The 26,611-nt window shown below is 48.7% G+C and carries 33 protein-coding genes; 24 read left to right on the top strand and 9 right to left on the bottom strand.

The genetic code is table 11. The features are described 5' to 3' along the window. The first annotated feature begins 402 nt into the window (after positions 1-402). From BST81_RS09355 to BST81_RS09245, 22 genes are all read left to right on the top strand, one after another. Positions 403-687: a hypothetical protein gene (locus BST81_RS09355; protein ID WP_075598282.1), complete on the top strand. Its 285-nt coding sequence runs from the start codon at positions 403-405 to the stop codon at positions 685-687. Positions 688-696: 9 nt separating this feature from the next. Beyond that, entirely contained in the window at positions 697-1,101 is a 405-nt protein-coding gene (locus tag BST81_RS09350) for a PIN domain-containing protein (RefSeq protein ID WP_075598281.1), read from the top strand. 234 nt (positions 1,102-1,335) lie between these two features. Further along, the gene (locus BST81_RS09345; protein ID WP_075598280.1) at positions 1,336-1,761 is read left to right on the top strand and encodes a hypothetical protein; all 426 of its coding nucleotides are present in this window, start codon (positions 1,336-1,338) and stop codon (positions 1,759-1,761) included. Positions 1,762-1,778: 17 nt separating this feature from the next. Next, the gene (locus tag BST81_RS09340) at positions 1,779-2,294 is read left to right on the top strand and encodes a caspase family protein (protein ID WP_075598279.1); all 516 of its coding nucleotides are present in this window, start codon (positions 1,779-1,781) and stop codon (positions 2,292-2,294) included. Continuing rightward, complete coding sequence (locus BST81_RS09335; protein WP_075598278.1) at positions 2,278-2,994, top strand: hypothetical protein; 717 nt, start codon at positions 2,278-2,280, stop codon at positions 2,992-2,994. The genes BST81_RS09340 and BST81_RS09335 overlap by 17 nt, the downstream gene beginning before the upstream one ends. Positions 2,995-3,006: 12 nt before the next feature. Then, on the top strand, positions 3,007-3,705 hold the full coding sequence (locus tag BST81_RS28770; protein WP_083636755.1) for a GUN4 domain-containing protein: 699 nt from the start codon (positions 3,007-3,009) through the stop codon (positions 3,703-3,705). A 79-nt stretch (positions 3,706-3,784) separates the two neighbouring features. Further along, positions 3,785-4,030, top strand: coding sequence for an AbrB/MazE/SpoVT family DNA-binding domain-containing protein (locus BST81_RS09325; protein ID WP_075598276.1), 246 nt, complete (start codon positions 3,785-3,787; stop codon positions 4,028-4,030). Then, entirely contained in the window at positions 4,017-4,406 is a 390-nt protein-coding gene (locus BST81_RS09320) for a type II toxin-antitoxin system VapC family toxin (RefSeq protein WP_083636754.1), read from the top strand. The genes BST81_RS09325 and BST81_RS09320 overlap by 14 nt, the downstream gene beginning before the upstream one ends. 254 nt (positions 4,407-4,660) lie before the next feature. Further along, on the top strand, positions 4,661-4,843 hold the full coding sequence (locus tag BST81_RS27425; RefSeq protein ID WP_075598275.1) for a BrnT family toxin: 183 nt from the start codon (positions 4,661-4,663) through the stop codon (positions 4,841-4,843). 75 nt (positions 4,844-4,918) lie between these two features. Further along, complete coding sequence (locus BST81_RS09305) at positions 4,919-5,182, top strand: hypothetical protein (RefSeq protein WP_075598274.1); 264 nt, start codon at positions 4,919-4,921, stop codon at positions 5,180-5,182. 146 nt (positions 5,183-5,328) lie between these two features. Further along, entirely contained in the window at positions 5,329-6,027 is a 699-nt protein-coding gene (locus BST81_RS09300) for a hypothetical protein (protein WP_075598273.1), read from the top strand. 115 nt (positions 6,028-6,142) lie between these two features. Beyond that, entirely contained in the window at positions 6,143-6,367 is a 225-nt protein-coding gene (locus tag BST81_RS09295) for a DUF433 domain-containing protein (protein ID WP_075598272.1), read from the top strand. After that, on the top strand, positions 6,364-6,705 hold the full coding sequence (locus BST81_RS09290; protein ID WP_075598271.1) for a DUF5615 family PIN-like protein: 342 nt from the start codon (positions 6,364-6,366) through the stop codon (positions 6,703-6,705). The genes BST81_RS09295 and BST81_RS09290 overlap by 4 nt, the downstream gene beginning before the upstream one ends. Positions 6,706-7,160: 455 nt before the next feature. Then, the gene (locus BST81_RS09285; RefSeq protein WP_075598270.1) at positions 7,161-7,403 is read left to right on the top strand and encodes a DUF433 domain-containing protein; all 243 of its coding nucleotides are present in this window, start codon (positions 7,161-7,163) and stop codon (positions 7,401-7,403) included. Beyond that, positions 7,387-7,713, top strand: a complete 327-nt coding sequence (locus BST81_RS09280; RefSeq protein WP_075598269.1) for a DUF5615 family PIN-like protein — start codon at positions 7,387-7,389, stop codon at positions 7,711-7,713. Before BST81_RS09285 ends, BST81_RS09280 begins: the two co-directional genes overlap by 17 nt. A gap of 193 nt (positions 7,714-7,906) precedes the next feature. After that, positions 7,907-8,134: a hypothetical protein gene (locus tag BST81_RS09275; protein ID WP_075598268.1), complete on the top strand. Its 228-nt coding sequence runs from the start codon at positions 7,907-7,909 to the stop codon at positions 8,132-8,134. A gap of 4 nt (positions 8,135-8,138) precedes the next feature. Further along, complete coding sequence (locus BST81_RS09270) at positions 8,139-8,513, top strand: type II toxin-antitoxin system VapC family toxin (RefSeq protein WP_253188186.1); 375 nt, start codon at positions 8,139-8,141, stop codon at positions 8,511-8,513. A 243-nt stretch (positions 8,514-8,756) separates the two neighbouring features. Beyond that, the gene (locus BST81_RS09265) at positions 8,757-9,185 is read left to right on the top strand and encodes an arsenate reductase ArsC (protein ID WP_075598266.1); all 429 of its coding nucleotides are present in this window, start codon (positions 8,757-8,759) and stop codon (positions 9,183-9,185) included. A gap of 30 nt (positions 9,186-9,215) precedes the next feature. Continuing rightward, entirely contained in the window at positions 9,216-10,589 is a 1,374-nt protein-coding gene (locus tag BST81_RS09260; protein ID WP_075598265.1) for an ATP-binding protein, read from the top strand. A gap of 375 nt (positions 10,590-10,964) precedes the next feature. Continuing rightward, on the top strand, positions 10,965-11,315 hold the full coding sequence (locus BST81_RS09255; protein ID WP_075598264.1) for a hypothetical protein: 351 nt from the start codon (positions 10,965-10,967) through the stop codon (positions 11,313-11,315). 8 nt (positions 11,316-11,323) lie between these two features. Continuing rightward, entirely contained in the window at positions 11,324-11,725 is a 402-nt protein-coding gene (locus BST81_RS09250) for an HNH endonuclease (protein WP_075598263.1), read from the top strand. A 230-nt stretch (positions 11,726-11,955) separates the two neighbouring features. After that, a complete protein-coding gene (locus BST81_RS09245) occupies positions 11,956-12,177 on the top strand; it encodes a hypothetical protein (RefSeq protein ID WP_075598262.1) in 222 nt (73 codons plus the stop codon). A 486-nt stretch (positions 12,178-12,663) separates the two neighbouring features. Here the strand turns inward: BST81_RS09245 and arsS are convergent, their stop codons facing one another. From arsS to BST81_RS09210, 7 genes are all read right to left on the bottom strand, one after another. Continuing rightward, positions 12,664-13,746: an arsenosugar biosynthesis radical SAM (seleno)protein ArsS gene (arsS, locus tag BST81_RS09240; RefSeq protein WP_075598261.1), complete on the bottom strand. Its 1,083-nt coding sequence runs from the start codon at positions 13,744-13,746 to the stop codon at positions 12,664-12,666. Positions 13,747-13,793: 47 nt separating this feature from the next. Next, positions 13,794-14,543: a TVP38/TMEM64 family protein gene (locus BST81_RS09235; protein WP_075598284.1), complete on the bottom strand. Its 750-nt coding sequence runs from the start codon at positions 14,541-14,543 to the stop codon at positions 13,794-13,796. Positions 14,544-14,551: 8 nt separating this feature from the next. Further along, entirely contained in the window at positions 14,552-15,520 is a 969-nt protein-coding gene (gene arsM / locus BST81_RS09230; protein WP_075598260.1) for an arsenosugar biosynthesis arsenite methyltransferase ArsM, read from the bottom strand. A gap of 57 nt (positions 15,521-15,577) precedes the next feature. Next, entirely contained in the window at positions 15,578-16,417 is an 840-nt protein-coding gene (locus tag BST81_RS09225) for a DUF547 domain-containing protein (protein ID WP_075598259.1), read from the bottom strand. Between the two features lie 67 nt (positions 16,418-16,484). Further along, a complete protein-coding gene (locus BST81_RS09220) occupies positions 16,485-17,801 on the bottom strand; it encodes a hypothetical protein (RefSeq protein ID WP_075598258.1) in 1,317 nt (438 codons plus the stop codon). Beyond that, on the bottom strand, positions 17,795-18,556 hold the full coding sequence (locus BST81_RS09215; RefSeq protein WP_075598257.1) for a glycosyltransferase family 2 protein: 762 nt from the start codon (positions 18,554-18,556) through the stop codon (positions 17,795-17,797). Before BST81_RS09215 ends, BST81_RS09220 begins: the two co-directional genes overlap by 7 nt. A 16-nt stretch (positions 18,557-18,572) precedes the next feature. Then, the gene (locus BST81_RS09210; protein ID WP_075598256.1) at positions 18,573-20,120 is read right to left on the bottom strand and encodes a mercuric reductase; all 1,548 of its coding nucleotides are present in this window, start codon (positions 20,118-20,120) and stop codon (positions 18,573-18,575) included. 1,016 nt (positions 20,121-21,136) lie between these two features. Between BST81_RS09210 and BST81_RS09205 the strand changes: the two genes are divergently transcribed. Continuing rightward, positions 21,137-22,129: a rhodanese-like domain-containing protein gene (locus BST81_RS09205; protein ID WP_253188183.1), complete on the top strand. Its 993-nt coding sequence runs from the start codon at positions 21,137-21,139 to the stop codon at positions 22,127-22,129. A gap of 134 nt (positions 22,130-22,263) precedes the next feature. Continuing rightward, positions 22,264-23,241, top strand: coding sequence for a DUF4351 domain-containing protein (locus BST81_RS09200; protein WP_075598255.1), 978 nt, complete (start codon positions 22,264-22,266; stop codon positions 23,239-23,241). Positions 23,242-23,287: 46 nt separating this feature from the next. Here BST81_RS09200 and BST81_RS09195 read toward each other — a convergent pair whose 3' ends face one another. Together BST81_RS09195 and BST81_RS09190 are read right to left on the bottom strand one after the other, a co-directional pair. After that, positions 23,288-25,648 carry a CHAT domain-containing tetratricopeptide repeat protein gene (locus tag BST81_RS09195; RefSeq protein ID WP_075598254.1) on the bottom strand — a complete coding sequence of 787 codons (2,361 nt, stop codon included), beginning with the start codon at positions 25,646-25,648 and terminating at the stop codon, positions 23,288-23,290. A gap of 243 nt (positions 25,649-25,891) precedes the next feature. Then, entirely contained in the window at positions 25,892-26,374 is a 483-nt protein-coding gene (locus BST81_RS09190; protein ID WP_075598253.1) for a DUF4351 domain-containing protein, read from the bottom strand. Positions 26,375-26,611 lie beyond the last annotated feature (237 nt).

The following is a 26,611-nucleotide window of genomic DNA, read 5'->3' as shown; positions in this document are numbered from 1 at the left end:
CCATAACGCGACGGATAGGGCTTTTGCTCAACCCGAAAGGGTGCAGACATAGGACAGGTGATAGCTTGAATGTAGGTGAGATGAAACTCAACTGGCGGGAAAAGTTAGGTACAGGCTTCGGTTTGTAAACGTAACCGTCAGGGCAACTCGTAAGGGTTGTTAAGAATCGGAGACATTGAATTTCAAGACATTGCTTGAGCCGTGTACGGTGAAAGTCGTATGCGCGGTTCTGAGGGGAGGGGATAGGCTATACATAAAACCTGTCCCTTTACCCGACAGCTTAACCTTTTGGTGGAGACAGTACATCAATCGTGTCTGTCAGCATCAAGCCCAAAGGCATTTCATCGAGCTATGGAACAAACGTTATAATTATTGATAAACCTGTCAAAACCTTCAGTACCCATGAGTCAGCAGCTAACTCTAGAAATAAGTGATGAGGTTTATGCAGATTTACAGCAGAAGGCTAATGCTGTAGGTCTGTCTATTGCAGAGTGGATTGTTGCTGTAGTCAGTTATCAAAGCAGTGGTTTCAGTAAAGTTTTGCACTCAGTAGAACAGCAAGAAGAAGCTCGACAAAGATTTAGGAGCCATGCTGGGGTAATTAGTCTTGGCTATTCAACAGGCATAGATAATGAGAGCATTGAGGCTGATCTTGCAAGAGCTTATGCAAGTGAGTACGAAGGATAAGGTTAGTTTGTGCTTTTAGATACATCAGGATTACTGTGTTATATCCATCAAAATGAGCCACAGCATCAAGAAGCGGTGCAGTTTCTCAGCAGCACCAACAAGAAGTTTTTGACCCATAGTTATGTTTTAGCTGAGTTGATTGCTTTGGCATTGATACGTCGGTTTCCTCGTCCTGCGGTGCTGGCATTTGTGATGGACTTGCTTGATAATCCAGATATCGAAGTAGTTTGGGTAGATGAGCAACTGCATCGAGAAGCCATGAAACTGTTGATGGAACGGCAAGACAAAACTTATTCGTTGTGTGATGCAGTTAGTTTTGTTTTGATGCGTCAACGTGGAAAGACGGAGGCATTGACCACTGATCGACATTTTGAGCAGGAGGGCTTTATCAGGTTGTTACAATCAGCTCCCTAACACTGCGTTGGTGCGGACGGTACAGAGGTTATCGGTGAGAGTTCGAGGTTGTATGCCGCCGCACAACTTCACCGTTAGCTGGCTTAGATGGTTGGTGGAGACACTGCTGAGAATTTTCTGTCAGTCTTCAAAATTGCTCTCTTAGATACACACAAAACCACATCCTAGCGTGAAATTCTTGCATCTGGATAATTTATGATGGGCTGAGAGTCAACCTATTTATCAACAGTTGCCATGCCCGAATTATGTTCCGTTTTAATTGACTTTAGCGAAGCTGGTCTGGATCTGGATCGCGCCGATCTGGAAAGCTTTTTGCTCACTATTGTCAATGAAATGGAGTCTGGCGACCTGGTGCAATCTGCCTGTCCAGCTCGCGATGAGGATATTCCAGAGGCAGCCAAGTCTGGGATAGCAGCATTTCTCATTGGAGTTCTCACGACTGAAATTAACCGTAAGAATCTGGGCAGGGTGATGGACTACCTGGGAAACCTGCGCTATGGCAAAACCCTGACCCTGTCTGGCGAAATGGACGGCATGACCTACAACATTGAGTATCGCAACAAACAAGAGTTGGATCAGGCGGCGAATACCATCGAGCGGTTGGCAAATCTGCGGGTTAAGATACGGGAACAGCAGACTCAGCCTGAAACCCAGCCATAGCTCTGTAGAGCCAGATCATGGGAAAGTATGCACTCTTAATCGGCGTTGATACCTATGGTGAAGGGCTACAACCTCTACCAGCGGCTCCCAAGGATGTGGCAGCGCTGCGGGATGTGTTGCTGAATCCCCAAATGGGCGGCTTTGACGAAGCAAAACCACTGATTAACCCCACGCAACCGGAGATGGCGCGAGAAATTGAGTTGTGGTTTCAGAATCGGCAACCAGAGGATTTAGTACTTTTGTTCTTTTCCGGTCATGGGGTTAGGGACGATCGCCGCGATCTCTACTTTGCTGCCCGCAACACCGAAAAGCAGCGCGATCGCCTGCTAACTTCCACCGCCACCGCCGCCCGGTTCATCCATGACTGGATGCGTGCCTGTAAAGCCAAATATCAAGTGCTCATCCTCGATTGCTGCTTTAGCGGAGCCTTTGGCGAGTGGGTAGCGCGGGATGATGGTGAAATTTCCCTGAAAGAGCAACTGGGAGCCGAAGGGCGAGTGGTGCTGACCTCCACCAGTGCCGTACTCCTTTGAGGAAAAGGGTGCGGATCGGTCCATCTATACCCGCTATCTGGTGGAAGGGATTGCCACTGGTGCCGCTGATGAAGACGGCGATGGGATAATCACTGTTGATGAACTGCACCGCTATGCGGGACGTAAAGTGAAGGAAACTTCTCCAGTCATGAGTCCAACCCTGATTACACTCAAGGATGAGGGCTTTCGGATTCGGATAGCGCGATCGCCCCAGGATGACCCCAAGCTGAAATACCGTAAAGAGGCAGAGCGCAGGGCAACAGCAGCGGAGTTTACGATCCCAGCAAAGAGGCTATTGATGGCGCTTCGTACCGAACTGGGACTTTTGGAGGCTGAGGCAGAAGCGATCGAAGCGGAGGTGCTGAAGCCCCATCGGGAATATCAGCGCAAGCAGCAAGAATATCAAGAGATTCTGCGCCAGTGTTTGGAACGTGAACCATCGTTGAGTTCACGCACGATCGACGACTTGAGGGACTATCGGGCACATCTGCGACTAAAGCCAGAGGACGTGGCTGCGATTGAGCGGGTTGCTTTGGATAATGACTTAGAGGGCTATGCAGAATCTCTTGAAAGGCAGTCGAAACAAGAGCAGCAGCAACAGGAAGAAACCCGACGACGGCAACGTTATGAGCAAGAGTTTAGTCGGGCGCTCGCAGCAGGATATCCGCTGGACACATTTGTCCGAGAAGGCTTGAAATGATTTCAGGAATCTCTGGGCTTAAGCGATGAAATAGTCACACAGATTGAACAACCGCTGGTAACGTCCAAGGAGGCGGAGTATCAGCGGCAACAAGCAGAGAAAAGGCAGCAAGAGCAGCCTGCAGCCGAACGCAGACAGCAGGAACAGCCTGCAACTGAGCGTAAACAGCGAACAAATGCTATTAATCAACCCCTGCCAGATCAAGATGACCTCAGTTCAGAACGATTTGGGGTCAACTACTATGCCAAACTGCGCGATCTGCTAGCCGCCCAAGACTGGAAAGCATCTGATCAGGAAACTTCCGAGCGCATGTGTAGAGTGATGGATCGGCAAATCAAAGGCTGGCTACGAGTAGAAGATATCGAGCAGTTTCCCTGTCTGGATCTACGCAACATTGATCGCCTGTGGGTGAAGTACAGCCAGGGGAAATTTGGCTTTAGTGTGCAAAAGGAAATTTGGCAAAGCTGCGGTAGCCCATCCGGATTCCTTAATAATATGACGAGGTTTGGTTTTACCGTGGGATGGAGAAAAGAGAGCTTCCTGGGGATGGGATCTGGGTGGATCAATCCCTCCTTCGAGACGGTTGCACCTCAGGGACACCTCCCAACATTGACGACGCGGTTCGGTGACGGTGACAAGTCTTTGCGTGTGGGGCTTTTCGTTTCAGATTGGGCGCATCTCTTCTCTCGCGTCAAGACTTGTAGACTTTAGCAGATAAGAGCTTCCTAGAAAAAACAGGTTTCACACCAGTTAAAATCTTGGTATAAGCTCACTTGCAGCCATCTTAGCTATGCTCAGTACAACAGTTACCGATACCGGACAAATTACGCTTCCCGACGAAATTCGGCAGCATCTCAAGCTGGTGAGTGGGAGTCGCGTCGAGTTTGTCATTGACGAAGACGGTCAGGTCAAAATCTTTCCCCTCAATGTTGCGGTAGAAACTCTATCCGGTATCCTCCACCGACCCGGCATTCAACGAGCGTCCCTTGAGGATATGGAAACAGCCATCTCTGAGGGCGCGAGTGATTGGACTTGATACCAATATCCTTGTTCGCTACCTCACCAGAGATGATGAGCCGCAATGGCAGCAGGCCGCTACCGTTATTCAACAGAATCAGCCTTGCTTTATCACCAATATCGTTTTATGTGAGCTGGTTTGGGTGCTCAGGGGAGCAAACTATGGTTTTCGCAAAGACGAGATCATTAGTGTTTTAGAGTCCATGTTGCATAGTGCGGCTTTTGAATTTGAAGATCGATCAACAGTTGACCAGGCGCTGCAACGATATAAGCAGGGTAAGGCTGATTTTTCTGATTACCTGATTGGGGCAGTATCTCGACAGGCGGGTTGCACAGAGACCATAAGCTTCGACGGGAAATTGAAGGGTGAAAAAGGATTTCAGTGTCTGGGGTAGCCTCGCCAGCTAACGATCGTGCTGCACCGGAACGCTTTGGTATGGTCGGTTGAGTGGCAGAAGTCATCTGCATCCGGTGAGCACGATCGTTAGGCTGTCCAAGTTATCTCTAGAGACATACCTGCGAGGCTATCTGTTGGTGTTTGAGGTTCAGATGCTTCGAGGCGATCGGTAGGGCAGTTTTTGGAATTCTTAGTGGGGTGCATTCCAAGCCTCTTTGCCCCGTATTGCTAGCAATCAGCTATGATTTGGGCATGGAGTTTGAGTGGGATGAGTCAAAAGCAACGGCTAACCTGAAGAAGCACGGTGTCAGTTTTAAGGAAGCTGAGACCGTCTTTGATAATGCGCTGGCAGTTATTTTTGATGATGAGGCTCATTCAGAGGGTGAGAGGCGAGAGATTATTATTGGGCACTCCCAGAAAATCGCTTGCTGTTGATCTCTTTTACCGAACGTCCTAACGCCATTCGCATTATCAGTGCCCGTTTAGCCACTCGAAGAGAGCGTGAAGATTATGAGCAAAACGCCTTTTGAAGAGTCCCACAGTCTAGATGATGAGCTTCTACCTGAGTACCACTTTGATTACAAGAAGGCGAAACCCAATCGTTTTGCTGCTAGTGATGGGACGCAACTGTTAAAAGTTGTGGTTTTAGATGAAGATGTCGCTCGAGTTTTCACAACGCCAGAGTCGGTCAATAAGGTGTTAAGGGCGTTAATTGAGTCGATGCCGCAAGCTACAACAGTGACACAGCCTAACAATCCTGGTGCAGCGGATTGACTGAAGCCACTTGTGGAGTTGCAAAGTCCCTGGCAACCGCTGACCAGAACCGTTATGCGGCCTTCAATTATTTGTGAGGGCATTGTCGTCTCGAACGCAATCACTTCACATTGCAAACCTTCTACTCCTAAAGGAATTTAACTCAAATGAGATGGATCAAGTTTCTAATTTTGGTTCCATGCACAATTCTTTTAGCCACTAAAAGTTTTGCCCAAACTGATCCTACCAATTTTGACATTACTGGCATCAAGCTTGGCATGACTCCTGAGCAGGTAGAAAAGATCTTGCTGACGAAGTATCCAAACCGATTTACTGAACATTCCACTAAGTCGGAAGGTTATTGCGCTGACGGATTGATTGCTTATCGGGTACAAAACCAGTCCACTAGAACACGTCAACCAGTGGGCAATTTCAAAAAGTGCGTGTGGGGGATCACCGTTGTAGGGGCAGATTACTTCATCAAGGCAGATTTCTTGGAAGATTTGACAACGAGTATTGGTGCTATGAGACTCACTGAACTGTCTCTCCAACAATATTTTCGCGGCGCAGGAAAATCAGCTTTTGCTAGTTTGAAACAGCAACTTTTGTCCAAATACGGAAAGCCTAGTAGCGAATCTCCTGAAGTGCCAGACTCATATTACAGTCCTGTGTGGGGTCAACAATTGAAGACTGCTTGGATCTCTGCGAAACTGGAGTATCACCCTTATAAAGGTAATGAAATCAGCTTAATGCTAAATCTGTATAGTGCTAACGATTATAAAAATAATCTCACGAAAATCCGTGATCAATATGTTGAATCGGAAGTTCAAAAAGCTCTACCAGTAAGAGTTAATCCAGGATTTTAGCTTTTGAGCACTGATTTCGCTTACTTCTTAGAAAAGCAAATTCTTCCACTGCTCACGGTTCAGAATCAGTGTTCGATATGGATGATGTTTGTCAACCTTTAGGGAGCCGTTTCATATGACAAATTTACTTGAAAGAATCACAGTCAACCCCAGACAGTGCGGCGGTCGCCCCTGCATTCGTGGTATGAGAATTCGAGTGACTGATATTTTGGATCTGTTTGTAGCAGGGCTTAGTGCTGAACAAATTTTGGAAGAACTGCCCGATCTGGAAATGGATGATTTGAAAGCAGCACTTGCCTATGCTTCGCGTAAACTCAATCATCCTGTATTGGTCGCATGACAACGATTTGGATTGATGCACACCTTTCACCTGAGATCGCGACCTGGATTACCAGTACATTTGGTGTAACAGCCGTAGCTTTACGGGATTTGGGACTAAGAGATGCTGAAGATCCGGAAATCTTTGAGGCGGCAAAAGCTCAAGGAGTCATATTCATGACCAAAGACAGCGACTTTGTGGATCTGGTTGACCGACTTGGCGCACCACCACAAATCATTTGGTTGACTTGTGGAAATACATCCAACGCTCAGTTAAGAGAAGTTTTGAGTTCAGTTTTGCCGGAAGCTCTAGAGTTGCTGCGTTCTGGCGAAAGGTTGGTGGAGATTAGCGGCGATTAACATGGCAGCATAACAATCCCGTTGCGCACCGACCGTTTCAAGTCCTTTCATTGAGTTCGAGAGTTCGTCTGCGGCGGGTGATTGGGAACGTTAGACATCTTCCAGAAATGGTAACTCAGGTTAAGTAGCTGTACAGAGATAAGCGAGCCACTATGTCCAATCTATGTCCCAAATGTAAAACCACGCAGACAATTGAACACAATGGCGGTCAGTGGTGTTCAAATTGTGGCAAGTTTGCAGTTCCTCCCACATTGCGTCATCCTCCCACTTCTTACCTTGACCAGAAGAAAAAAGCTCCCCAACCGAGGTTACTGACTTGTTCTAGTTGTGGGCGCAAAGACAGCATGGGAGACGGGTTATATGACGATGGAGAATGGATATGTGGAGCCTGTATTGCAGGTATGGCTTATCCTCATTGAAGGTTAAAATGATAACGAAACGTTGGAAGTACTCTAATGAAACTCGATCGTATTACGAGCAATCCAAACCGGATGAATGGGCAACCTTGCATCCGTAACCTTCGCCTTACGGTTCGTCGGGTGATTGAGCTACTCGCAACTTATCCTGATCGAGAAGAATTACATCAAGAGTTTCCAGAACTGGAGGACGAAGATATCCGGCAAGCTTTAATTTTTGCCTCTTCTTACTTGGACGATCGCATCATTGAGCTTTCTAATCGGTATGAAACTGTTGCTTGATCAGGGATTGCCACTCTCTGCGGCAGCGTTGTTACGGGATGCAAACATCGACACGATTCATGTGGGTGAAATCGGGATGTCTGAAGCTGAAGATGCAGACATTATCCAGCGAGCTAGAGACGAGGAGCGTGTCGTTGTTACTCTTGATGCAGATTTTCATGCACTGCTAGCGCTTGATGTAGCAACTACCCCTTCAGTCATTCGGATTCGGATTGAAAGGTTACGCTGTCATGGATGGGTGGGCGATCTTCTGATGTGGTCCACCAGGTCATGGCAGCGGACGGGCGGACGATCTTCTGATGTATTTTAATGAGGCGATTGTAGTGGATGGGTGGGCGATCGCTCCCGGTGAGTGAAAGTTTGTTAGCCGCCGTTGAACTCCAGGCCGTTATGCGGCTGAAGTTCCTGGTGAACGCAGTTCCTATAACCGTCGGTCAGCATTAAAGGCTGCTCTTCTACCGCTCTCTGAGTAAGCGATGTAGGATGGTAGCAAGGAGGGTAATATGAACATTCCTATCATCGACGAGGTCGTTGAACAGTTGAAAGCTATGCCTCAGCCCTTGCAAAGGCAGGTGCTTGAGTTCGTTCGATCGCTGGTAAAAGCAGAAATTCGAGGCACACCAGGGCAGCAATTATTACGTTTTGCTGGCTCAATTCCCTCTGATGAGCTTCAGTTGATGCGTGAGGCGATCGAGCGAGATTGTGAGCGGGTAAATGTCGATGAGTGGTAGGTTTTTGCTCGATACCAATATCGTTATTGCGCTTTTTGCGGATGAGGCGATCGTCAAAGACAATCTTGCTCAAGCCAGTGAAGTTTTCATTCCAAGCATTGTCATTGGCGAGTTGTGTTACGGAGCCAGAAAGTCAGGACGAGTTGAAGCAAACTTAGCAAGAGTGGATGAATTAGTTGCTGGCAGCACAATATTGGTATGTGACGCTCAAACAGCTCGCCAATATGGCGAAGTTAAGAATAACTTGAGGCTCAAAGGTCGCCCATTGCCTGAGAATGACATCTGGATTGCAGCCCTTGCACTACAGCATGATCTGATTCTGGTAACACGAGATGCCCATTTCCAAGAAGTGGAGAGTCTACAAAGCGTAGCATGGTAGGTAAATCCGCAGCATAACAACCCGGTCGCAGCGGACTGCCGAAAGTCTCCGCTGTGGATGCAAAGGTGGCTGGCAGCCGCTCAACCGGAACGTTAGCTATATATCCAGAGGCTCCAATCGTGGAATTTTAGCTTTAAGTTATTCATCTCTCAGAAGTTTTGGGTACTCTAACGTGAGGTTGCTTAACGATAAAGGCAACGATTCTAACTCCGCTCTGCTAAACAGTCCTATCTCTTCTCCGCTATGAAACCTCGTCTAATCATTCTTTGTACGGGCAATTCCTGTCGCAGCCAAATGGCAGAGGGTTTTTTGCGGGAACTAGCTGACGACTTATTTGATACTCAAAGCGCAGGCATGAACCCTGCTGCTGAGGTCCATCCATTAGCAATTAAAGTGATGTCAGAAGTTGGGATTGATATTTCTGAGAATACTTGCAAACACCTAAATGCTTTCTTTGATGAACCCATTGATACCGTGATCACGGTCTGTAGCCATGCGGACCAGAGTTGTCCGATCTTACCTGCTTCAACCAACCGACATCACTTTGGCTTTCCAGACCCTGCTACAGCAGAAGGCACGGAAGAAGAAAAACTGGTGGTGTTTCGCCAAATCCGTGACGATATCGGTCGTATTTTGTTAGCGTATGTTGCAGGCAGACGGGACGCTCTGTGACTTGCGTCAACAATTCTTGATTAAACTCCTATGGTCGAATTTCCGATAGCAATAGCGCAGGCGCTTGCTGACCGCGAAGATTTACTCATGGCACTGATTGATCGGTCTGGACGATTGTTATGGGCAAATCAAGCATTCTGCTTGTTCAACAATCAAGTCCTTGAGACGCTGATCGGGCAAAAGTTTTTCCAAGTTCTCGCTCACAATGCCCAACACCTGCCACAACAGACCTACATTCGAGAGCAACTCATTAAAGGCGAAAGCTTTAAATTTGAGTTTGCCTATCAACCAGAAAGCAACCTAACCCAATCATGGTTAATCCTGGATGGACAACCAGTCCGTGCTTCAGAGGGAATTGTCAGCCAGTACTCACTGTTGGCAACCGATATTACCCTTCGCAAACACGCGGAACTGGAGTTACAAGAAGCAAAACGGTTGCTGGAGCAGATCAATCAAACCCTGGAAGTGCGTGTACAAGAACGCACTGTCGCGCTGTATCAAGAAAAAGAGCGAGCGGAACAAGCGTTTCAGCAACTGCAACAGACGCAACTGCAACTGATTCAATCTGAAAAGATGTCAGCTCTAGGCAATCTTGTAGCAGGGGTTGCCCATGAGATTAATAATCCTGTAGGTTTTCTCGCAGGTAATCTGCTTCCTGCAAAAGACTACGTACAGGATTTGTTTGGCTTAATTGACTTATATCAGGAGAAATACCCTGCAACTGACCCAGACATTTGTGCTGAGATGGAGGCAATTGATCTGGAGTATTTGCGGGAAGACTTACCGAAGTTGCTTGGTTCTATGCAGGAAGGCGTGAACCGTCTCAAACATATCAGCACCAGCTTACGAATCTTTTCCCGGACAGATACTGATCGTCCAGTTCTTTTCAACATTCATGAAGGTCTTGATAGTACACTCTTGATCCTTAAACATCGTCTCAAGGCAAATGAGGCACGACCTGAAATTGAAGTCATGAAAACGTATGCAGCTCTACCGACGATTGAATGTTACGCTGGGCAACTGAATCAAGTTTTTCTAAATTTACTGGCAAATGCGATCGATGCTGTGGAAGAAGCGCAGCAGAAGCGTAGTGTTGAAATGCTGAAAGCCAATCCTCATCGAATCACAATTCGCACAGAACGGTCTGAAGATGGGCAAAAGGTTTTAATTTCCATTACAGATAATGGAACTGGAATGACAGCGGATGTGCAAGCTTGTGTTTTTGATCAATCGTTTACGACTAAAGAGGTCGGTAAAGGAACTGGACTGGGGTTAGCAATCGCTCGTCAAATTGTTGTGGAGAAACATGGTGGAAACTTGTATTGTGATTCCCAACTGGGTGAAGGAACAAAATTTGTGATTGAGCTTCCTGTTCAGCGACAGGGTGACAAAACGTCTGTGTAACCTAAAAGATGAGCAGAGCAGGATTGCTGATTTTGTGCTATGGTGCAATCGCAAATCTCATAGGTTGGGTTGAGTCACGAAATCCAACATCAACAGGTTTTAGCCAGTACTAAGCAATCGCTATTTACAGGTAACAGACGATAGCTAACAGCGCCCATGCACACCGACTGCCGAGAGTTGCTCGGTTATGATGCACGGGTTGTCTGCGGCGAGTGATGGGTAACGTTGTACTGCTCAATCTTTTGGTGGTGACGGTACAGCCAAGTTATCTGTTGGAAGTTAGCTAAATCGCCTGGTATTGCTGCTGCGCTGCCTCAAGAGGTCATGGGAGTTAGGTAAAGCTATAATTTAAGTCAAGTGATTTGAGCCAGAATCATGACTACAGTAGCTATCTTGCCAATCTCTGATGTTAATGGTGAAAGAGCCTATCGAGCTATCGCAGGGGACAAGTGTTCTGTCGGTAAAACCGCAGGGCAAGCTCTGGATGCCTTAACTGCTCAGTTGGATGAGATTGAATTCAGTGCGCTACTGGTTATCCAAAGCTTTCGTCCTGACCCATTTTTCAGTGCTGAACAGCAGGAACGGTTATCAGAATTGATGAACTTATGGCGCTCAGCAAGAGATCAAGGACAGGAACTGCCACCAGAACAACAAGCAGAGTTGAATCGCTTAGTTGAATTGGAACTGCAAGCGGCAACAGCCCGTACTTCGGTGTTGATGCAGTAAGGAAACTCATGAATCCTTACTACACAGCGATCGCTCAACGCGCAAATCATCGTTGTGAATATTGTAAGGCTCCCGAAGTGGTTTTCAATTTCCCGTTTGAGGTGGAGCATATTGCTCCACTTTCTCGGCTAGGTTCCGACGATGATGCCAATTTAGCCCTTGCTTGTCGCTCCTGCAATCTGCGAAAAGGCAATCATATCAGTGGATTGTCCTCTCGTTCTAACGTAGAAGCCCGTTTTTTTCATCCACGGGAAGACCATTGGGATGAGCATTTCCAAATCAATGTTGAATCTGGCGAAGTTGTAGGGGTAAGTCCCATTGGTGAGGTTACTGTGGAATATTTGGAGATGAACAGTTCTGCTCAAGTTTCAGCACGACAACTATGGATTCGTCTGAATTTGTTTCCATAACCGCGCAGTACAACAATTGCGGTGCAGTGGACTGAAGAAATCCATTGGTGCTGAGTCTAAGGTTACTAGCAGTCGCCGACCGCAACTGTTATGCCGCTCGTTCTCGGTTGAGGCGTAGCCGAAAGATTGTCTGTCAGCATTCAAAGTTAGATGACGCGAGATTGCTCACTAGAGGTGCTTTCCAGATTCATAGAGACAACAGCAATCTAAGAGTTGCTGGGGAAAGGCTGATGACGTTACAAGAGCTACAAAATCAGGCATTACAGTTGCCGATTGGCGATCGCTGGCAATTGGTACAGATTCTTTTAGATTCCTTAAGGCAGGAATCGAATCCTCATCCAAACAGAAGAAACCTGTCTCGTTTACGGGGTATTGCTAAGATTTCGGCAGTTACAGGGGAAAGTAATCCCCAAGCGGATTATGTAACCTATCTTACCGAGAAGTATCAGTAATGCCAGTTCTGATTGATACCAATATCGTTCTTGATTTTTTACAAGAACGGGAGCCATTGCCTACCTGCGCGCCTTGTTTTCCATGGGCTAGGTGCTAGAGTATTTCCCCTTCTTGCACTACTCTTTTTCAGCCCAGAACTCCTACCTCCAAGTAGATAGTCATAGTTAGTTCGGAAGTTAACAACCGCACTGTACCCGAACTACAGTATTATCGGTTATGTTGCAAAGGTTGTCTGCGTCCGGTGAGCTGTGCCGTCATGCCGCTCGTTCCTTGGTTGGGACATAACTGATAGCCCATCTGCTAGTGTTCAAAGCTGTGATGGCTTGAGATTCTCGGTGAGAGGCAGTTTGAGACTAAAACCGCCAGCAGCACTTTACAATAAGTAGAGAGTTGTTAGGAAGGGCTAAATTCGTTTGTCAGACTCGATCCTGGACTCAAAGCTTAATCGGTGTGATTCAGTTGAGTGCAGAAGATCCTACAGATACCTACTGACATGAGGTGATCGACCCCCCACAAGAACTCCCAGATCCTGCGGTGCAACCAAAGCAGTGACGACCTGTGACGATATGTCGCTTTGCCAGTTGATCAAGGTCAAAATCGCGAATGTGAGGACGTGGGTTGCCCGGTTGTTGAAGTTCGAGTTCCAGCATTTGATTAAAGTCACAATCAAATAGGTGACCATCCCAGGAAATAGATAGGGTGTTGCGACACATCAATCCAGGGATTGTTCCTGGATTAAACGCATTCACCAGCAATTCCATATAAGTTTGTAAATTGCCAGATTGTTCCAGCCATTCTAGATAGCGGGAAATGGGCATGTTATTGATGGTGATTAGGCGATCAAAAGTAATACCATGATGCTTTTGTAAACCAGTTTTCCACTCTCGTTCTAGTTGGCATTGCTGAGCAGACAGGAATGCCCCCACAGGATTACTCACTAGGGTAAGTTGGCGATTGGGATCAGCTTGACCATATCCTGCTGCATTCAGTTTCTTGAGCGCTGTTATGGATTGTTCAAAGGCACCATGACCCCGTTGGGCATCTGTATTGCGTTGACGGTAGTGGGGAAGAGAACAAACCACTTCTACTCCTCGCTCTGCTAACCAAGCAGGTAAGTCTTCCATGGTTGGGAGGAGGAGTACTGTAAGGTTGCAACGATCGATGACGTGCTTACCTCGCACAACACACTGTTCCACTAGATAGCGGAAGTGAGGATTGAGTTCGGGCGCACCCCCAGTCAAATCGACGGTATGGGCTTCTGTTTGATCAAGAGCATGGAGGCAGGCCTCTATTGTCTCTCGACTCATGATTTCTTTGCGATCGGGTCCTGCATCCACATGGCAGTGGCGGCAAGTCATGTTGCAAAGCTTCCCGACATTGATCTGAAAAATTTCGAGTTGGGCAGGTGTAAGAGTTTTCCAGCCACAAGATGCAAGGGCCGCATCAAAATCCCCATTGAATGAAGTGTGTGTGAGTTCAATAGCCTGTAGGAGCTCTTGTTGCTGTTGTGAACTGGATAGATCGGCCTGGCGTTGTTTGAGTGAAAGTGTTGCGGTTGGACTAGACATAGAACCGTGTGACTGTGATAAAGGGAATGAAATAGATACAGACATGGTTACTCGCTAACGCTCTCTGCCAGAGCTTTACGAGCAATGCGGGTTACATAAACTGTGACTGCAACCGTTGCAATAAAGCCCATGATGCGAATGGCCCACTGGATGGTAGGATTTGTCGGTTGACTGTTAGTGCCGATTCTAGCGAGATCACCGGCCAGAGAGCCGATGTATACATACATGACCGTGCCAGGGATCATGCCAATCGAACCCAGCGCATAGTCTTTTAAAGAAACCCCTGTAACGCCAAAGGCATAGTTCAGGAGATTGAACGGAAAAACGGGGGAGAGCCGAGTTAATAGAACGATTTTGAACCCTTCTTTAGCAACTGCTTTGTCGATCGCCGCAAAATTTTGATTGCCCTCAATCTTTTTGCTGATCCAGCCTCGTGCCAAGTAGCGCCCAACCAGGAATGCGGCAATCGCACCCAGGGTTGCGCCAATAAAGACATAAACAGCCCCCAATATCACCCCAAAGACTACACCTGCGCCTAAAGTCAGGATGGATCCGGGTAAAAAGGCGACTGTTGCAACGATATAGATGGCGATAAAAGCAATACTGCCAATGATTCCTAAGCTTTCAGTCCACTGCAAGGCATTCCGCAGCAGGTCTTGTGGGTTGAATCCGGTTGAACTTCCGGCACTTTGGGCAAGCGCCGGGGAGGCGACTAGAAAAAACGCGATCGTCCCCATGACTAACCCATACATCGCTTTTAACCCTCGATTTTGGTGCATTGGATTTGGATTCATCATCAGGGCCTTCAGCAGCATCCGCCACCGTTGTAGTGCCAGGTGGAATCGGTAATGATCACATCCTGGGGAAATTGTAGGGCAAACTTAGCAGCGGTTTTGTCGCAGACTGCCAGAGGAATTCCTCGTTGCAGGAGATGCCCAGCTTGATCATCCAAAAGGGATTCTGAACCGGCGTAAATCGCAGTTTTTCCAGTAAATACGCAGGCACCATCTTCAGGAATGGGCACTTTGAATGCAACAGAGTCCAGGCTTTCTAGTAACAGAGGGGTATCCAGGCTGTAGGTTTGCGTATCCAGCAGTCGATAGGGGCGACGGGCACGAATTTCGATCTGTCCAAACCCGATCGCAACTAAGTGCTGAATATACTCGTCATAAATCAGTGCCCCTGATAAGCAAAGGGCGCGTAAGTGTTCATCTTCTTGCAGATGAGGTGGAACCGGACGGGTGGCGATCGGGTCACTCATGATGAGTCGTCCCCCCGGTTTCAATACCCGATAGGCTTCCGATAATGCCCGTTGAAGATCATCTGGCTCAAAGATGTTGAACAGACAGTTTTGGGCAACGACATCCACTGAATTATCCGGTACTGGGAGCGTAAAGGCATCTCCGGCCAGAATGTTGACAAAATCGGAATTGAACCAATCATTCGTTTGTGCAGCAAGCCGTAAGTTGCGGGCAGCTGCTTTGCGCATTTCAGGAACTGGATCGACAGCAATTATCCTTCCTGGTTGACGGCTAAAATAAGCAAATTGCAGGGCTTCAATTCCCCCTCCAACCCCGATATACAAGACAGTGGGTTCGCCAAATAATTCTGTTGGATGGACTGTTGATCCACAGCCATAGTTCATCTGCTGCATGATCTCTGGAATGTTCAAGCCCGGTAGTTGAAGGGGTGAACTGCTGACACAGCACAAGCCAACTTGAGGGGTTTCAGCCGCTTCAGCATAGAATTGGGCAGTGGTTTCTAGATAAGTCATAGATACAGTTCTTGAGAGGAGTTCAGGATGGCAAGAGATAAACGCTAAAGGTAGCCCCTACTGACGGTTGAGTGACCAGTCATAGTTCAGGTAACTCAGTTTGTAATTTCCCTGAGCTAAGTATTCTTTGTCTTTGGGACTGACATAGTTGCTGATAAAATTCAAAACAGCGCGCTCTTTTTCACTTCCTGTAAACTTTCCTTGAATCCCATACTGTGCCTGCCAGTCTTTACCAAACCAGTTAAAGATCGAGGAAATGGCAACTCGGTTTTGAGTGCGATCGATCTGTAAGCCATTGGGACTGGAAAGCCACTTGCGAACCTGGTTATCCAATTGTTCGTCCAGCTTTTCGCCTGTGTAGGGTTCTTGCCGTAACGGTGGACAACTGATAGCCGCACAAACTAAGGCAGCGTGGATACGAGGTTCCTGAAAGTCTTTTCGCAATATATCATGTTCAATATTGTCTAACGTGAGCGATCGCCCCATCACGATATGTTTATTGAAATTCCATACTCCGAAAATATCCTTGATGCTGCCCTTCAAAGGATTCTGATTGATGATCGATTCTAACGTGATGGCATTGTAGGCATTGATTAGAAACGCGATCTTCTCATTCTCGCTCCAGGTGGCATAGGTGTCTGGAGCAACCGATTTCAGTTGTGTGATGAAATCTCTTAATCTCTGAGGATTGGCTTGTAAGGCTGGGTAATCTACTAAGCCATCGGCATTGACGTAGGTACGTAAAACAGTTCCATAACCTTCATAGGACAAGGGAACTGATGACGCTACTGTGGCCTGAGTTGTTGGGCTTTGGTTCTGAGCCAAAGGAGGCGTATGAGTACAACCAGCAAGCAAGGCGATTGCTCCAATGAGAAGAAATGAGCTGGATCTTAGCATGACCAATCGCTTGCACAATAGACATTACATCCAGTTATGAGGCATTTCGATGCTGGAAACCTGACCCCTAGCTAAATTTTTTATGAGAATTAGATGAGTGGGAGATCATTGTCCATAGCCAGCCCAGGATGAAAGGAAGCCATAGCAAAAGGCGTTCTGGTTCCGTCAATCGCCAGTCAGAGACGCGGGAGGGTAACACAAAGTAGATAAAGGCAGAGAGACTAATCAGTCGTACTCCCCAATTTTGACTCGGTACTGCAAACGGTACTATCCAGGTAAAATACCAAAAATGAATAATCGGAGTTATGGTGAGCAATCCGAACCAGTACCATTCAGCGAATTGTTGGAAGTGCCTTGCACGTAACGCCAGCCAAAGGACAAATAGTGCGAGAGGGAATACATAAATTGAATTGGTTTGTAGAGAAGGTTGCCATACTTTTGCTACAAAGTGAGGAATAAACTCTGCACTACGTCCATAGGATACAAATACAGAACTTGTGGGGATCAGGGGACAAACGCTGGATTGGCAAAACGGCAGTGCCGCTAGAACTATTGGTAAAGCACCAATGATCACAATGCAAACAGCTTGCCAGAATTTAAGTTGACGGAGCGATTCTCCTTTAGAGACACTTCGTGAACGCCATACTAAAAATCCCAACATCGGCAGCGATACCCATTTCACCGCCATGCTGATGCCAACCCATAATGCACTCCAAATCCAATCAAATGAACGGCGGAGAGAAGGCTCCTGATCCACAATCAACCAGGCAGCAACCAACGGCAGGATAAACCAACTGTCGTAATGCGCACCTCCGGCAAAGGAGTAGATGATCATGGGATTCCAGGCATAGAGGGTCGATCGCACAGTACCAAAGCGACGGCTCAGCAATCCGCAAGTCAACAAATCTGGTAGAACAAAAGCAATTTTGAACAGATATAGATTAGGGGCGATCGCTGCCAGCATCCAGAATCCGAGTTGGGTCATCGGTGGGTAAATGGCAGAAACATCAGCATGATTAATCTGCGACCACCACACTGTACGGTAGGGTTCCAGTTCAAGGGCATTGGGGGCAAAATGATAGGGGCTAAATCCTAGTGTCTGGATGTACCCTTCCCAAAGGTAGCGCCAAATATCATCACTGGGGTTCATCGGTAATAGGAGCAGGCGAGTTGCGATCGCCACGCCCCAAAACCAGATAGCTGGAATAGTCTTCAATCGCCATGAGAGGATGAAGCCTACTCCCATTACGCCAGACGCGACCCAAAATTTATGTAATGTTGGGATATCTGCAACATTACCATGGGGAGAGAGCAACAACGCTCCAAAAATCAACAAAAATGAACTGAAGAACAAGAGTAAGTCAAACGGTTTTGAATTCAACACCTGATGACGCTACCTCCGTTGATTTTCTGGAGCCAGCGTCGTCCATACAAACGACCCAGAGTGGCAAGGATGACTATCCCAGCCCTGATGCTGCCACGAATGGTGCCAGAAATTTTTGATCGCCCGCCCTGCCTACAGTGGTAATTCACAGGTAGCTCACAAATGCGTAATCCACCCTCGATCGCCCGCACCTGCATTTCTACCGTCCAGCCAAAGCCCCGGTCTCGCATCTGGATTTGCTCTAACGCAGACCGGCGAATCAATCGCAGGGGTCCCAAATCTCGATAGCGATAGCCCCAACCGAACCAAATCAAAGTCGTTGCTAATCCATTGCCAAAGCGTTGTACAGGAGTCAGTGCAGATCTTCCCATAGCAGTGGCGGTGCGATCGCCAAGAATCAGATCATAGCGTTGGTTCTGCCGCTCTAATGAAACAGCGCAAAATGAAAAGAAATGATTAAGCGCACTCACATCATCGCTGCCATCGCCATCACAAAACAAAATCCACTGGATAGACTCTGGCATTGCTTGTAAACCACGCCAGCAAGCGCGTCCATAGCCAGGAAGGGGTTCATGTAAAACTTCTGCCCCCGCTTTGAATGCCACATCTGCACTGCGATCTTGACTGCCATTATCAACGACTCGAATGTGATACAAGCCGATTAATTGCAGGGATTGAATCACCTGAGCGATCGTTGCTTCCTCATTCAGCACTGGGATAATCACGAGAATAGAATCCAGGTTGGATGAGTTCACAAGGGGATATCGATCTCTAGCTAAATTTGGTTAACAGTTTCAAGAAGGATTTTGTGCGTGGTGTTAAAAGCGTTCGTCGATAGGTATCTGCCGCTTTTTTAATTGCTTCTGCCTGAGTGGGATAGGGATGGATGACTCCAGAAAGGGCGTTGAGTCCCTGTTTGGTGACGATCGCGACAGTAATCTCACTAATCATTTCCCCGGCATGACGGGCTACGATCGTTGCTCCTAAAATTTCGTCTGAACCGCGCTTGTGCAGGACTTTGAGAAACCCTTCGGATTCTCCATCAGCCAGGGCACGATCGACGCTTGAAAAGGGAATGTGGATGATGTTGGTGTCGATTCCTTGTGCCTGAGCCTCCTGTTCATATAAGCCAACATGGGCAATTTCTGGATCAGTATAGGTGACCCAGGGCATGATCAGATTGCTTAACTTACTGCGACCTAATCCAAAGGGAGAAAACAGGGTATTTTTAATCACGATGCGGGCGGCAGCATCGGCAGCATGGGTAAATTTCCAGTTCATGCAGATGTCTCCGGCAGCGTAGATGCGGGGGTTCGTGGTTTGGAGATAATCGTTAACCACCACACCTCGACGAGCATCATACTCCACCCCAACCGCTTCCAGATTTAATCCATCCACATTGGGGGTGCGTCCGGCTCCGACCAGGATTTCATCCACAACCACAGTCTTGACGGCACCGTTTTGACGATAGTGGATTACTTTTCCAGCATCAGTTGCTTCCACTTTTTCGAGGGAGCAATCCAAAATCAGATGCAAATTTTCTCTCAAGAATTGCTCTTGGACAATTTCCGCTGCCTCTGCATCTTCGCGATCGAGCAAATGTCCATGCTTGTGCAATAGGGTGACTTCGCTACCGAGCCGATGGAAGGCTTGTGCCAGTTCACAGCCGATCGGTCCACCCCCAATCACAGCAAGACGTTTTGGAGGCTCAGTGAGCGAAAAGACGGTTTCATTGGTGAGATACCCTGCTTCAGCTAAACCCGGTACTTTGGGGCGAGTGGCACGAGCACCCGTCGCAATCACAGCTTTCTTAAAGCGAAGTTGACTGCCGTTAACGACGATCGCCTCGCGACTGGCAAACTCAGCACTTCCCAAAAATACATCAATGCCCAACTTGCTAAACCGTTGGACTGAATCATGATGGCTGATACCTGCCCGAATCCGTCGCATTCGCTGCATCACAGCCGGAAAGTTGATGTCAATCCGATCTGGGGGTTGAATGCCAAAGGGTTCTGCCTCTCGCATATCAGCCACCACCCGTGAGGAGCGAATCACACATTTGGAGGGAACACACCCCACATTGAGGCAATCACCCCCCATCAGGCTTTTTTCAATCAAAGCCACTTTTAATCCCAGCCCTAATCCTGCTGCTCCCGCTGCTACGACTAGGCCAGCCGTACCCGCTCCAATCACGACCAGGTCGTAAGAATCCGCAGGTTTGGGATTCACCCAATCGGCTGGATGGACATGGGCCATGAGGGATAGATTATGTTCATCCAAGGGTTGGAGGGCAGGCTCTTCTTTAATGGAAGGAGTCATAGCTTGTGTTTAGATGCGATAGCTTGATTCATGGCTTTTTGGGGTAATCCGGGTGATGTAAAGGGTAACGGCAGCGGTGCTGAGGATCACGGAGTTGTTTAATAGCTCGCAGCGGCTTAAGTATAAGCCAGTTTGATGAGTGAGAGATGAAGACGTCCTGAATCAAACCAGAAATTTGCCGACACTTCTCCTATTCCTGTACGGGTTCCGTTACGATCTCATTTAACATCTGTCCAAGCTGGTCAATCACGGCTTCGTATCCCGCTAGTGGGTCATTTCTACGGTTGTAGCCATAGCTGTCCTCGCCCTAAATCCCTCTCTCTCCCAGAGCAGGGACTATTCATTTTCCAGAGACAGTTTTCCTCCCCCGCCTGCCCTCTGGGACGAAACCGCCTGGGCTGATCTGCGACAGGGACAGCGATCGATCGCACGGTTCTGGAGCCTCGATCGAGATCCCTTGCCCAAGCTCTTTACCTTCCCAGAATAAATAGTCCCTGCTCTCCCAGAGGGCTACGGCGTATACAGATCTCTGAAAAGTTTGGCTCAAGTCAGTAGACTCGTGTGAAATCCCCTCTCGGGAGGGGTGGCCCGCAGGGCCGGGGTGGGTCTAGGAACGGGAGCAGGAGTGTTGAACCCACCCCTACCCCTCCCAGGAGGGGATTATGTGTATACAGTAGCCCAGAGGGAAAGGGACTTCAATTCAAGGTTGAGACAGTACAGCTTGATACCCAAACACAAGTCAATGGATAGATCGAAAGTTTCTAAATGATTAGGCTTTGGATGCTTAATCCAATTGCATTCTGAGGGCTTTCAGATCAGCCTTGAACTGGGTCATTGGATACTCTAACGGGCGATCGCTGAGGCAGAATAGGCTCCACAGAGATTTAGACCCGTCTCTCAATTGAGATTGCTATGGCAATGCGCGATATCCGATATCATTTGATCACCCTATGCTCAGCGTTCCACAGATGGCTTGAGGCATTAAAAATTTAGGGGACAATTGGGCAAGACAGAGCATGAAATTATCTAAACTAACAATCACTATCGCCATTGCCCTATTAGGAGCGATCGCCATTACCACTTTAACCAATAATCCCTTCAACTCATTCATGACTCGCTCAAATCGCAATGACAATACTTCATTGGATTCGATGATCGATGCAGTTGTAGTCCAACCATCACAATTAGTAACCCAATGGATTGTCAGTCCGGCTGAGGCGAAATATTTGATTGAACAGGGAGCCGTTATATTAGATGTACGCGATCGCAATTCTCAGAAAAATGGGATGTTGCAAGGGGCGATCGGGATTAGTTGGCAACAGTTTTCTCAATCAAAATTTCCTCATCAGGGCAACCTATTAGAAGATGAACTTGCCTTAACTCAACAATTACGTAATGTTGGCGTGTTTTCTAACAAAGCAGTTGTCGTAGTGGGTGATCCGCTCAATGGGTGGGGAGAGGATGGACGAATTGTCTGGATGCTACGAACATTAGGACATCAACAAACGGTGTTGGTGGATGGAGGCTATTCAGCCCTGGCTAAAACTGGCTTGCCAATGACCCGAACTGTTTCCCAAAAAGCCGCAGCAGTACCCGGTGATTTTGTCATTCAGCGTGTCAGTGATTGGGAGATTACTCAAGAAAAACTGCGCACAGGATTGGCTACAACGCAAAATCTTGTTGTCATTGATGCACGAGAACCTCGCGAATTTGCAGGAGCAACACCCTACGGCGAACAACGGGGTGGTCATATTCCGGGAGCAATTTCCCTACATTACAAAGAATTACTGGATGTAGAAGGTAAGCTGTTGCCCCGTGGCAAGATCCTGGCTCTGTTGCAAGATCGCAACATTAAATCTGATGCAATTATTGTTTCATATTGCACCGGAGGTGTGCGATCGGGTTGGTTAACTTCAGTTCTGGTTGATCTTGGTTTTCAAGCACAGAACTATGCGGGTTCTATGTGGGAATGGTCAGCAGGTCCTGCAAATCAGAATTTTTTAGATTGATGCTCTAACAAAGTCTGTTCACTCTGCCTCTCCAATCAACTCAAACGGTGCCCAGGCGATCGGGTCTGATTGTGCCTTCAGCTCAGGGAACAAGATAGTGGTACAATCATACCATTGTCCCCCCTTGTCTGCTAATGACCGTTCCTACAGACCAGGATTCTCCCTGGAAAGAAATCCTCCGCCACTACTTTCCAGAGGCGATCGCCTTTTTCTTCCCCTCACTGCATCCCCTGATTGACTGGCAGCAGCCCGTTGAGTTTTTAGATAAAGAGTTTCAGCAGATTGCACCGGACAGTGAAACTGGCAAACGGTATGCAGACCTGCTGGTCAAAGTCTGGCGCAACAACGGCCCAGCACTCTTCTTGCTGTTGCATGTTGAGGTGCAGGCTCAGCCTGAAGCAAATTTCCCAGAACGCATGTTTGTCTATGCCCTGCGGATTTTTGACCGATTTCGTCACCCTGCCGTGAGTCTGGCCATTCTCTGTGACCGCAGAACCGATTGGCGACCTGAACGTTACGAGTTTACCTATCCCCTGACCCATCTGTGCTTTGAATTTGGCATGGTCAAATTGCTGGACTACCAAACCCGCTGGCCGGAGTTGGAAGCCAGTCAGAACCCCTTTGCCACGGTGGTCATGGCCCACTTAAAGGCCCAGGAGACCAAACGGAATGCCACGGCGCGTCAGCAATGGAAACTGAGTCTGATTCGACGGTTGTATGAAGCGGGATACGATCGACGAGAGGTGCTGAATCTGTTCAAGTTTATTGATTGGGTTATGATCTTGCCAGAAGGGCTGAAACAGGGGTTCTGGTTGGAGTTGAAGGCATACGAGGAGGAACGTCAGGTGCCATACATTACCAGCGTTGAAGAGATTGGGTTTGAGCGGGGCATGCAGCAGGGTCGTCAGGAAGGCCACCAGGAAGGTCGTCAGGAAGAGGCCCGATCCCTGATCCTCCGCCAACTGCACCGCCGTCTGGGAGAGTTGCCAGAGGCCAGCCGAGGGCAGATTGAGGGATTATCCGTGGCCCAGCTAGAAGCCTTAGGAGAAGCCCTGTTAGACTTCACCCATCTCTCTCACCTGGAGGCATGGTTAGCAGGGCAGGARCGGTAGGCGATCGCAACCCAGGGAAGGCTTCAGGATTTAGACTGGCGGCGGTTCACTCTGCCTCTCCAATCAACTCGAACGGTGCCCAGGCGATCGGGTCGGGATACTTCTGTTTCGTATCCAGCATCGCCTGTCTCAGGGCCGTCGCCTTGTCCCGGCCCTGGTTCAGATAGCGATAGAAATCCGTCATCAACTCAGCCGTCGGGGCATCCGGCACCTTCCAGAGGGAGACGATGACGCTGGGCACACCCGCTGTGATCAGAGATCGAGACAATCCAATCACACCATCCCCGGTAATCTTGCCCTTGCCGGTATCACAGGCACTCAGCACGACCAATTCCGCCTTCAGTTTTAGATCTAGCAGTTCATTAGCAGTCAGCAGGCCATCATTCGGAGCGGAACTACTGGGAGCCAGGGCGATCGCCCCTGGCACACCCACTCCACCCAGGTCATCCAATAAGCCATGGGTGGCGAGATGAATGATCCGGGCCTGGGGCATCTGTTTCAGCACTGCTACCTTCGTCGCTTGAGCACCAATTAATGCAGGCACATTGAGCAGTTTAGCAATGGCTTTGGCTTCCTGCTCAGCACCAGGTAAGGGCAGAAGGTCTCCGGGGGGGTCACCTGGTTTGTAGATGACAGAAGGCATTTTGGGATTACCAACCAGCAAAACATTGCCTGTCTTTGTAGAAAATTGGCGTTGTTTGTGGGTTAACTGCAACACCTGAATGGAAGGGGACACCGCGATCGTATGTTTCTCGATTAAATACTTGCCTTGTTCATCCTGGAGAGCTGCAAAGGGCAGCAGGAACATCCTTCCCTGGGGCACAAAGATCACCCGTTCGTTCGGATCTTTGGGCAACAGATCCGCGATCGGGGCAATCAACAACTTGTGCAACTGTTGCAGGTATTCGTTCTTGATGGTGGTGACAGGAGCTTTACCAAATTGGCGATCGCCCTGGGCCACGTTGAACGCCACAGGTTGGCTGCCCCTGGAGGCCATCGCCTCTTCACAGCCTACAGCCCCCAGGCATCGGGCCGCCGCCACCAGATTACCCAGAGAGGTTTTCTGCTGTTGCAGGGGTTTGAAGTCTACTTGACGGAAGACTACTTCACCTGTGGGTTTCACCACCCAGATGAAGAGTTGCTCATCATAAATATTGGCATACTCCACCAGCGTCGCCTTTTGCTCCCTGGCGACTTGCTGGATAGCGGCCATTTGGATGGGCTGAATTGTGAGTGTTTCCTGTCCCTGGGTGCGTTTTGCCAGCAATTCGGCAAAGGCCCTGGCCCGCCCCCGTTCGGCAATCTCCAGGGCAGGTCCCACCTTGTTTTGAGCAATCAGAACTCGTTGCAGGTTGTTGTAAGCCTGGAATTGGGTATCGGCAATGGAAACCTTCTGGCTATCGGTGAGCCTGTCGCGTAAGGACTCAAAGACTGCAATCGCAGCCAGTAAATCCTGTTCTGCCTGGGGGAGTTGGCCAGCATTAAATCGTGCAAGTCCCAGATTGCCCAGGGCATTCCCCTCCCCCTGCCGGTCTTTGATTTCCCGGGCAATGGCTAAACTCTGTTCCTGAAGCTCAATAGCCTTGGGATAATTGCCCAGAGAATAGTAAGCATTACCCAGATTGCCGAGGGCATTCCCCTCCCCCCGCCGGTCTTTGAGTTCCCGGGCAATGGCTAAACTCTGTTCCTGAACCTCGATCGCCCTGGGATAATTGCCCAGAGCATAGTAAGCATTGCCCAGATTGCCGAGGGATTGCCCCTCCCAAAGGCGGTCTTTGATTTCCCGGGCAATGGCTAAACTCTGTTCCTGAAGCTCAATGGCCTTGGGATAATTCCCCAGAGCCTTGTAAGCATTGCCCAGATTGCCGAGGGCTTTTCCTTCCCCCAGCCGGTCTTTGAGTTCCCGGGCAATGGCTAAACGCTGGTCCTGAACCTCGATCGCTTTGGGATAATTGCCCAGAGCATCGTAAGCATTGCCCAGATTGCCGAGGGATTGCCCCTCCCCCAACCGGTCTTTAAGTTCCCGGGCAATGGCTAAACTCTGTTCCTGAACCTCGATCGCCTTGGGATAATTGCCCAGAGAAAAGTAAGCAACGCCCAGATTGCCCAGGGCATTCCCCTCCCCCAGCCGGTCTTTGAGTTCCTGGTAGAGGTTGAGGGCTTGTTGCCAGGACTGCATGGCTGCTTCAAACTGACTGGTGTTGTACTGCTCAATTCCCTGGTCCAGCAGTTGGTCAGCCTCAACTTTGCGGGAGTCTTGCGCCTGGGCCAGTTGCAGGGCTGATGGGGGTTGGACCTGCTCGGTCAGGATGGTAGCAGAGAGGGCAGGGCTGAGGCCAATCAGGAGAATCAACAGGGAAAGAATGGAAGCGGAGCGTTTGGTCGTACCCAAGGGATGGAGAGACATGGGGGACACCAAATTTCTATGGCCACATTATAAATTCTCAGCTATATAGTTGATGACTGATGTTTTTCAAAAGTTACAGTAGCCCTGCATCTCCCCTAATCAGCCCCCAGGCTCTGGGGTTGGAATGCTTCTGTTTCATGTTCAGCATCGCCTGTCACAGGGCCGTTGCCTTATCCTGGCCCTGGTTCAGAGAACAGTTATTTTTGCTTGCACCCAGTCTTTGCCTGGATAATTCATCCAGACTCAAGAGCGATCGTCTGTTCTTCCTGGCAACAGGACAACATTCTCCAGCCATGCTTCCAGGTCAGCGATCGTCGAGAAGTTCAACAATGCCAGTGCCAGGGTTTCCAGTTGCTCCAGGGTCAGGGTGTGGATTTGGGCGATGGTGCGATCGGGTAGAGCACCCAACTTCTGGGTGAGTTGACGCAGGAGGAGCTTGCGTTCGCCCTGTTCAATGCCCTGTTCAATGCCCTGTTCAATGCCCTGTTCAATGCCCTGTTCAATGCCCTGTTCAATGCCCTGTTCAATGCCTCGTTGCATCCAACTGGTGACAATCTCCATAACGCCCCGCTGCTCCCTTTCCTCCAGTCTACCAATCTCAGCTTCAAACACCTGCTCCTCCTGTGGATTCAACGGCAAGTAAGTGTCCACAAAACTGGAAATCAACCGCATGCGGGCGGGTTCCAACCGCAGGGTGGCCAGCAATCGCAGACATTGYGTTTTCACCCGGGGTCTATCAGTCGGTTAAATCCGAATCTTGCTCCTCAACGCTGCGGCCACCGGGTTGGCCGTACTGAGGTAATCCCGCCAGTTGAGGCGATTCACCTGAATCGAGGCAAATTTGAACTCCAGCACCTTGAGACTGGAAACTCCACTCGATGCTGATGGGGTTCTTCCCGATAGGGTTCATCAAAGGAAAACACCACCACCGGGTAAATTCGCTGCAAGTGCCGCTGGTAAAGG

The organism is Leptolyngbya sp. 'hensonii', assembly GCF_001939115.1.
In the GTDB taxonomy this organism is placed as follows: Bacteria; Cyanobacteriota; Cyanobacteriia.
The sequence above is the reverse complement of the archived record's forward strand: the minus strand, read 5'-3'. Positions and strand labels throughout refer to the sequence as shown.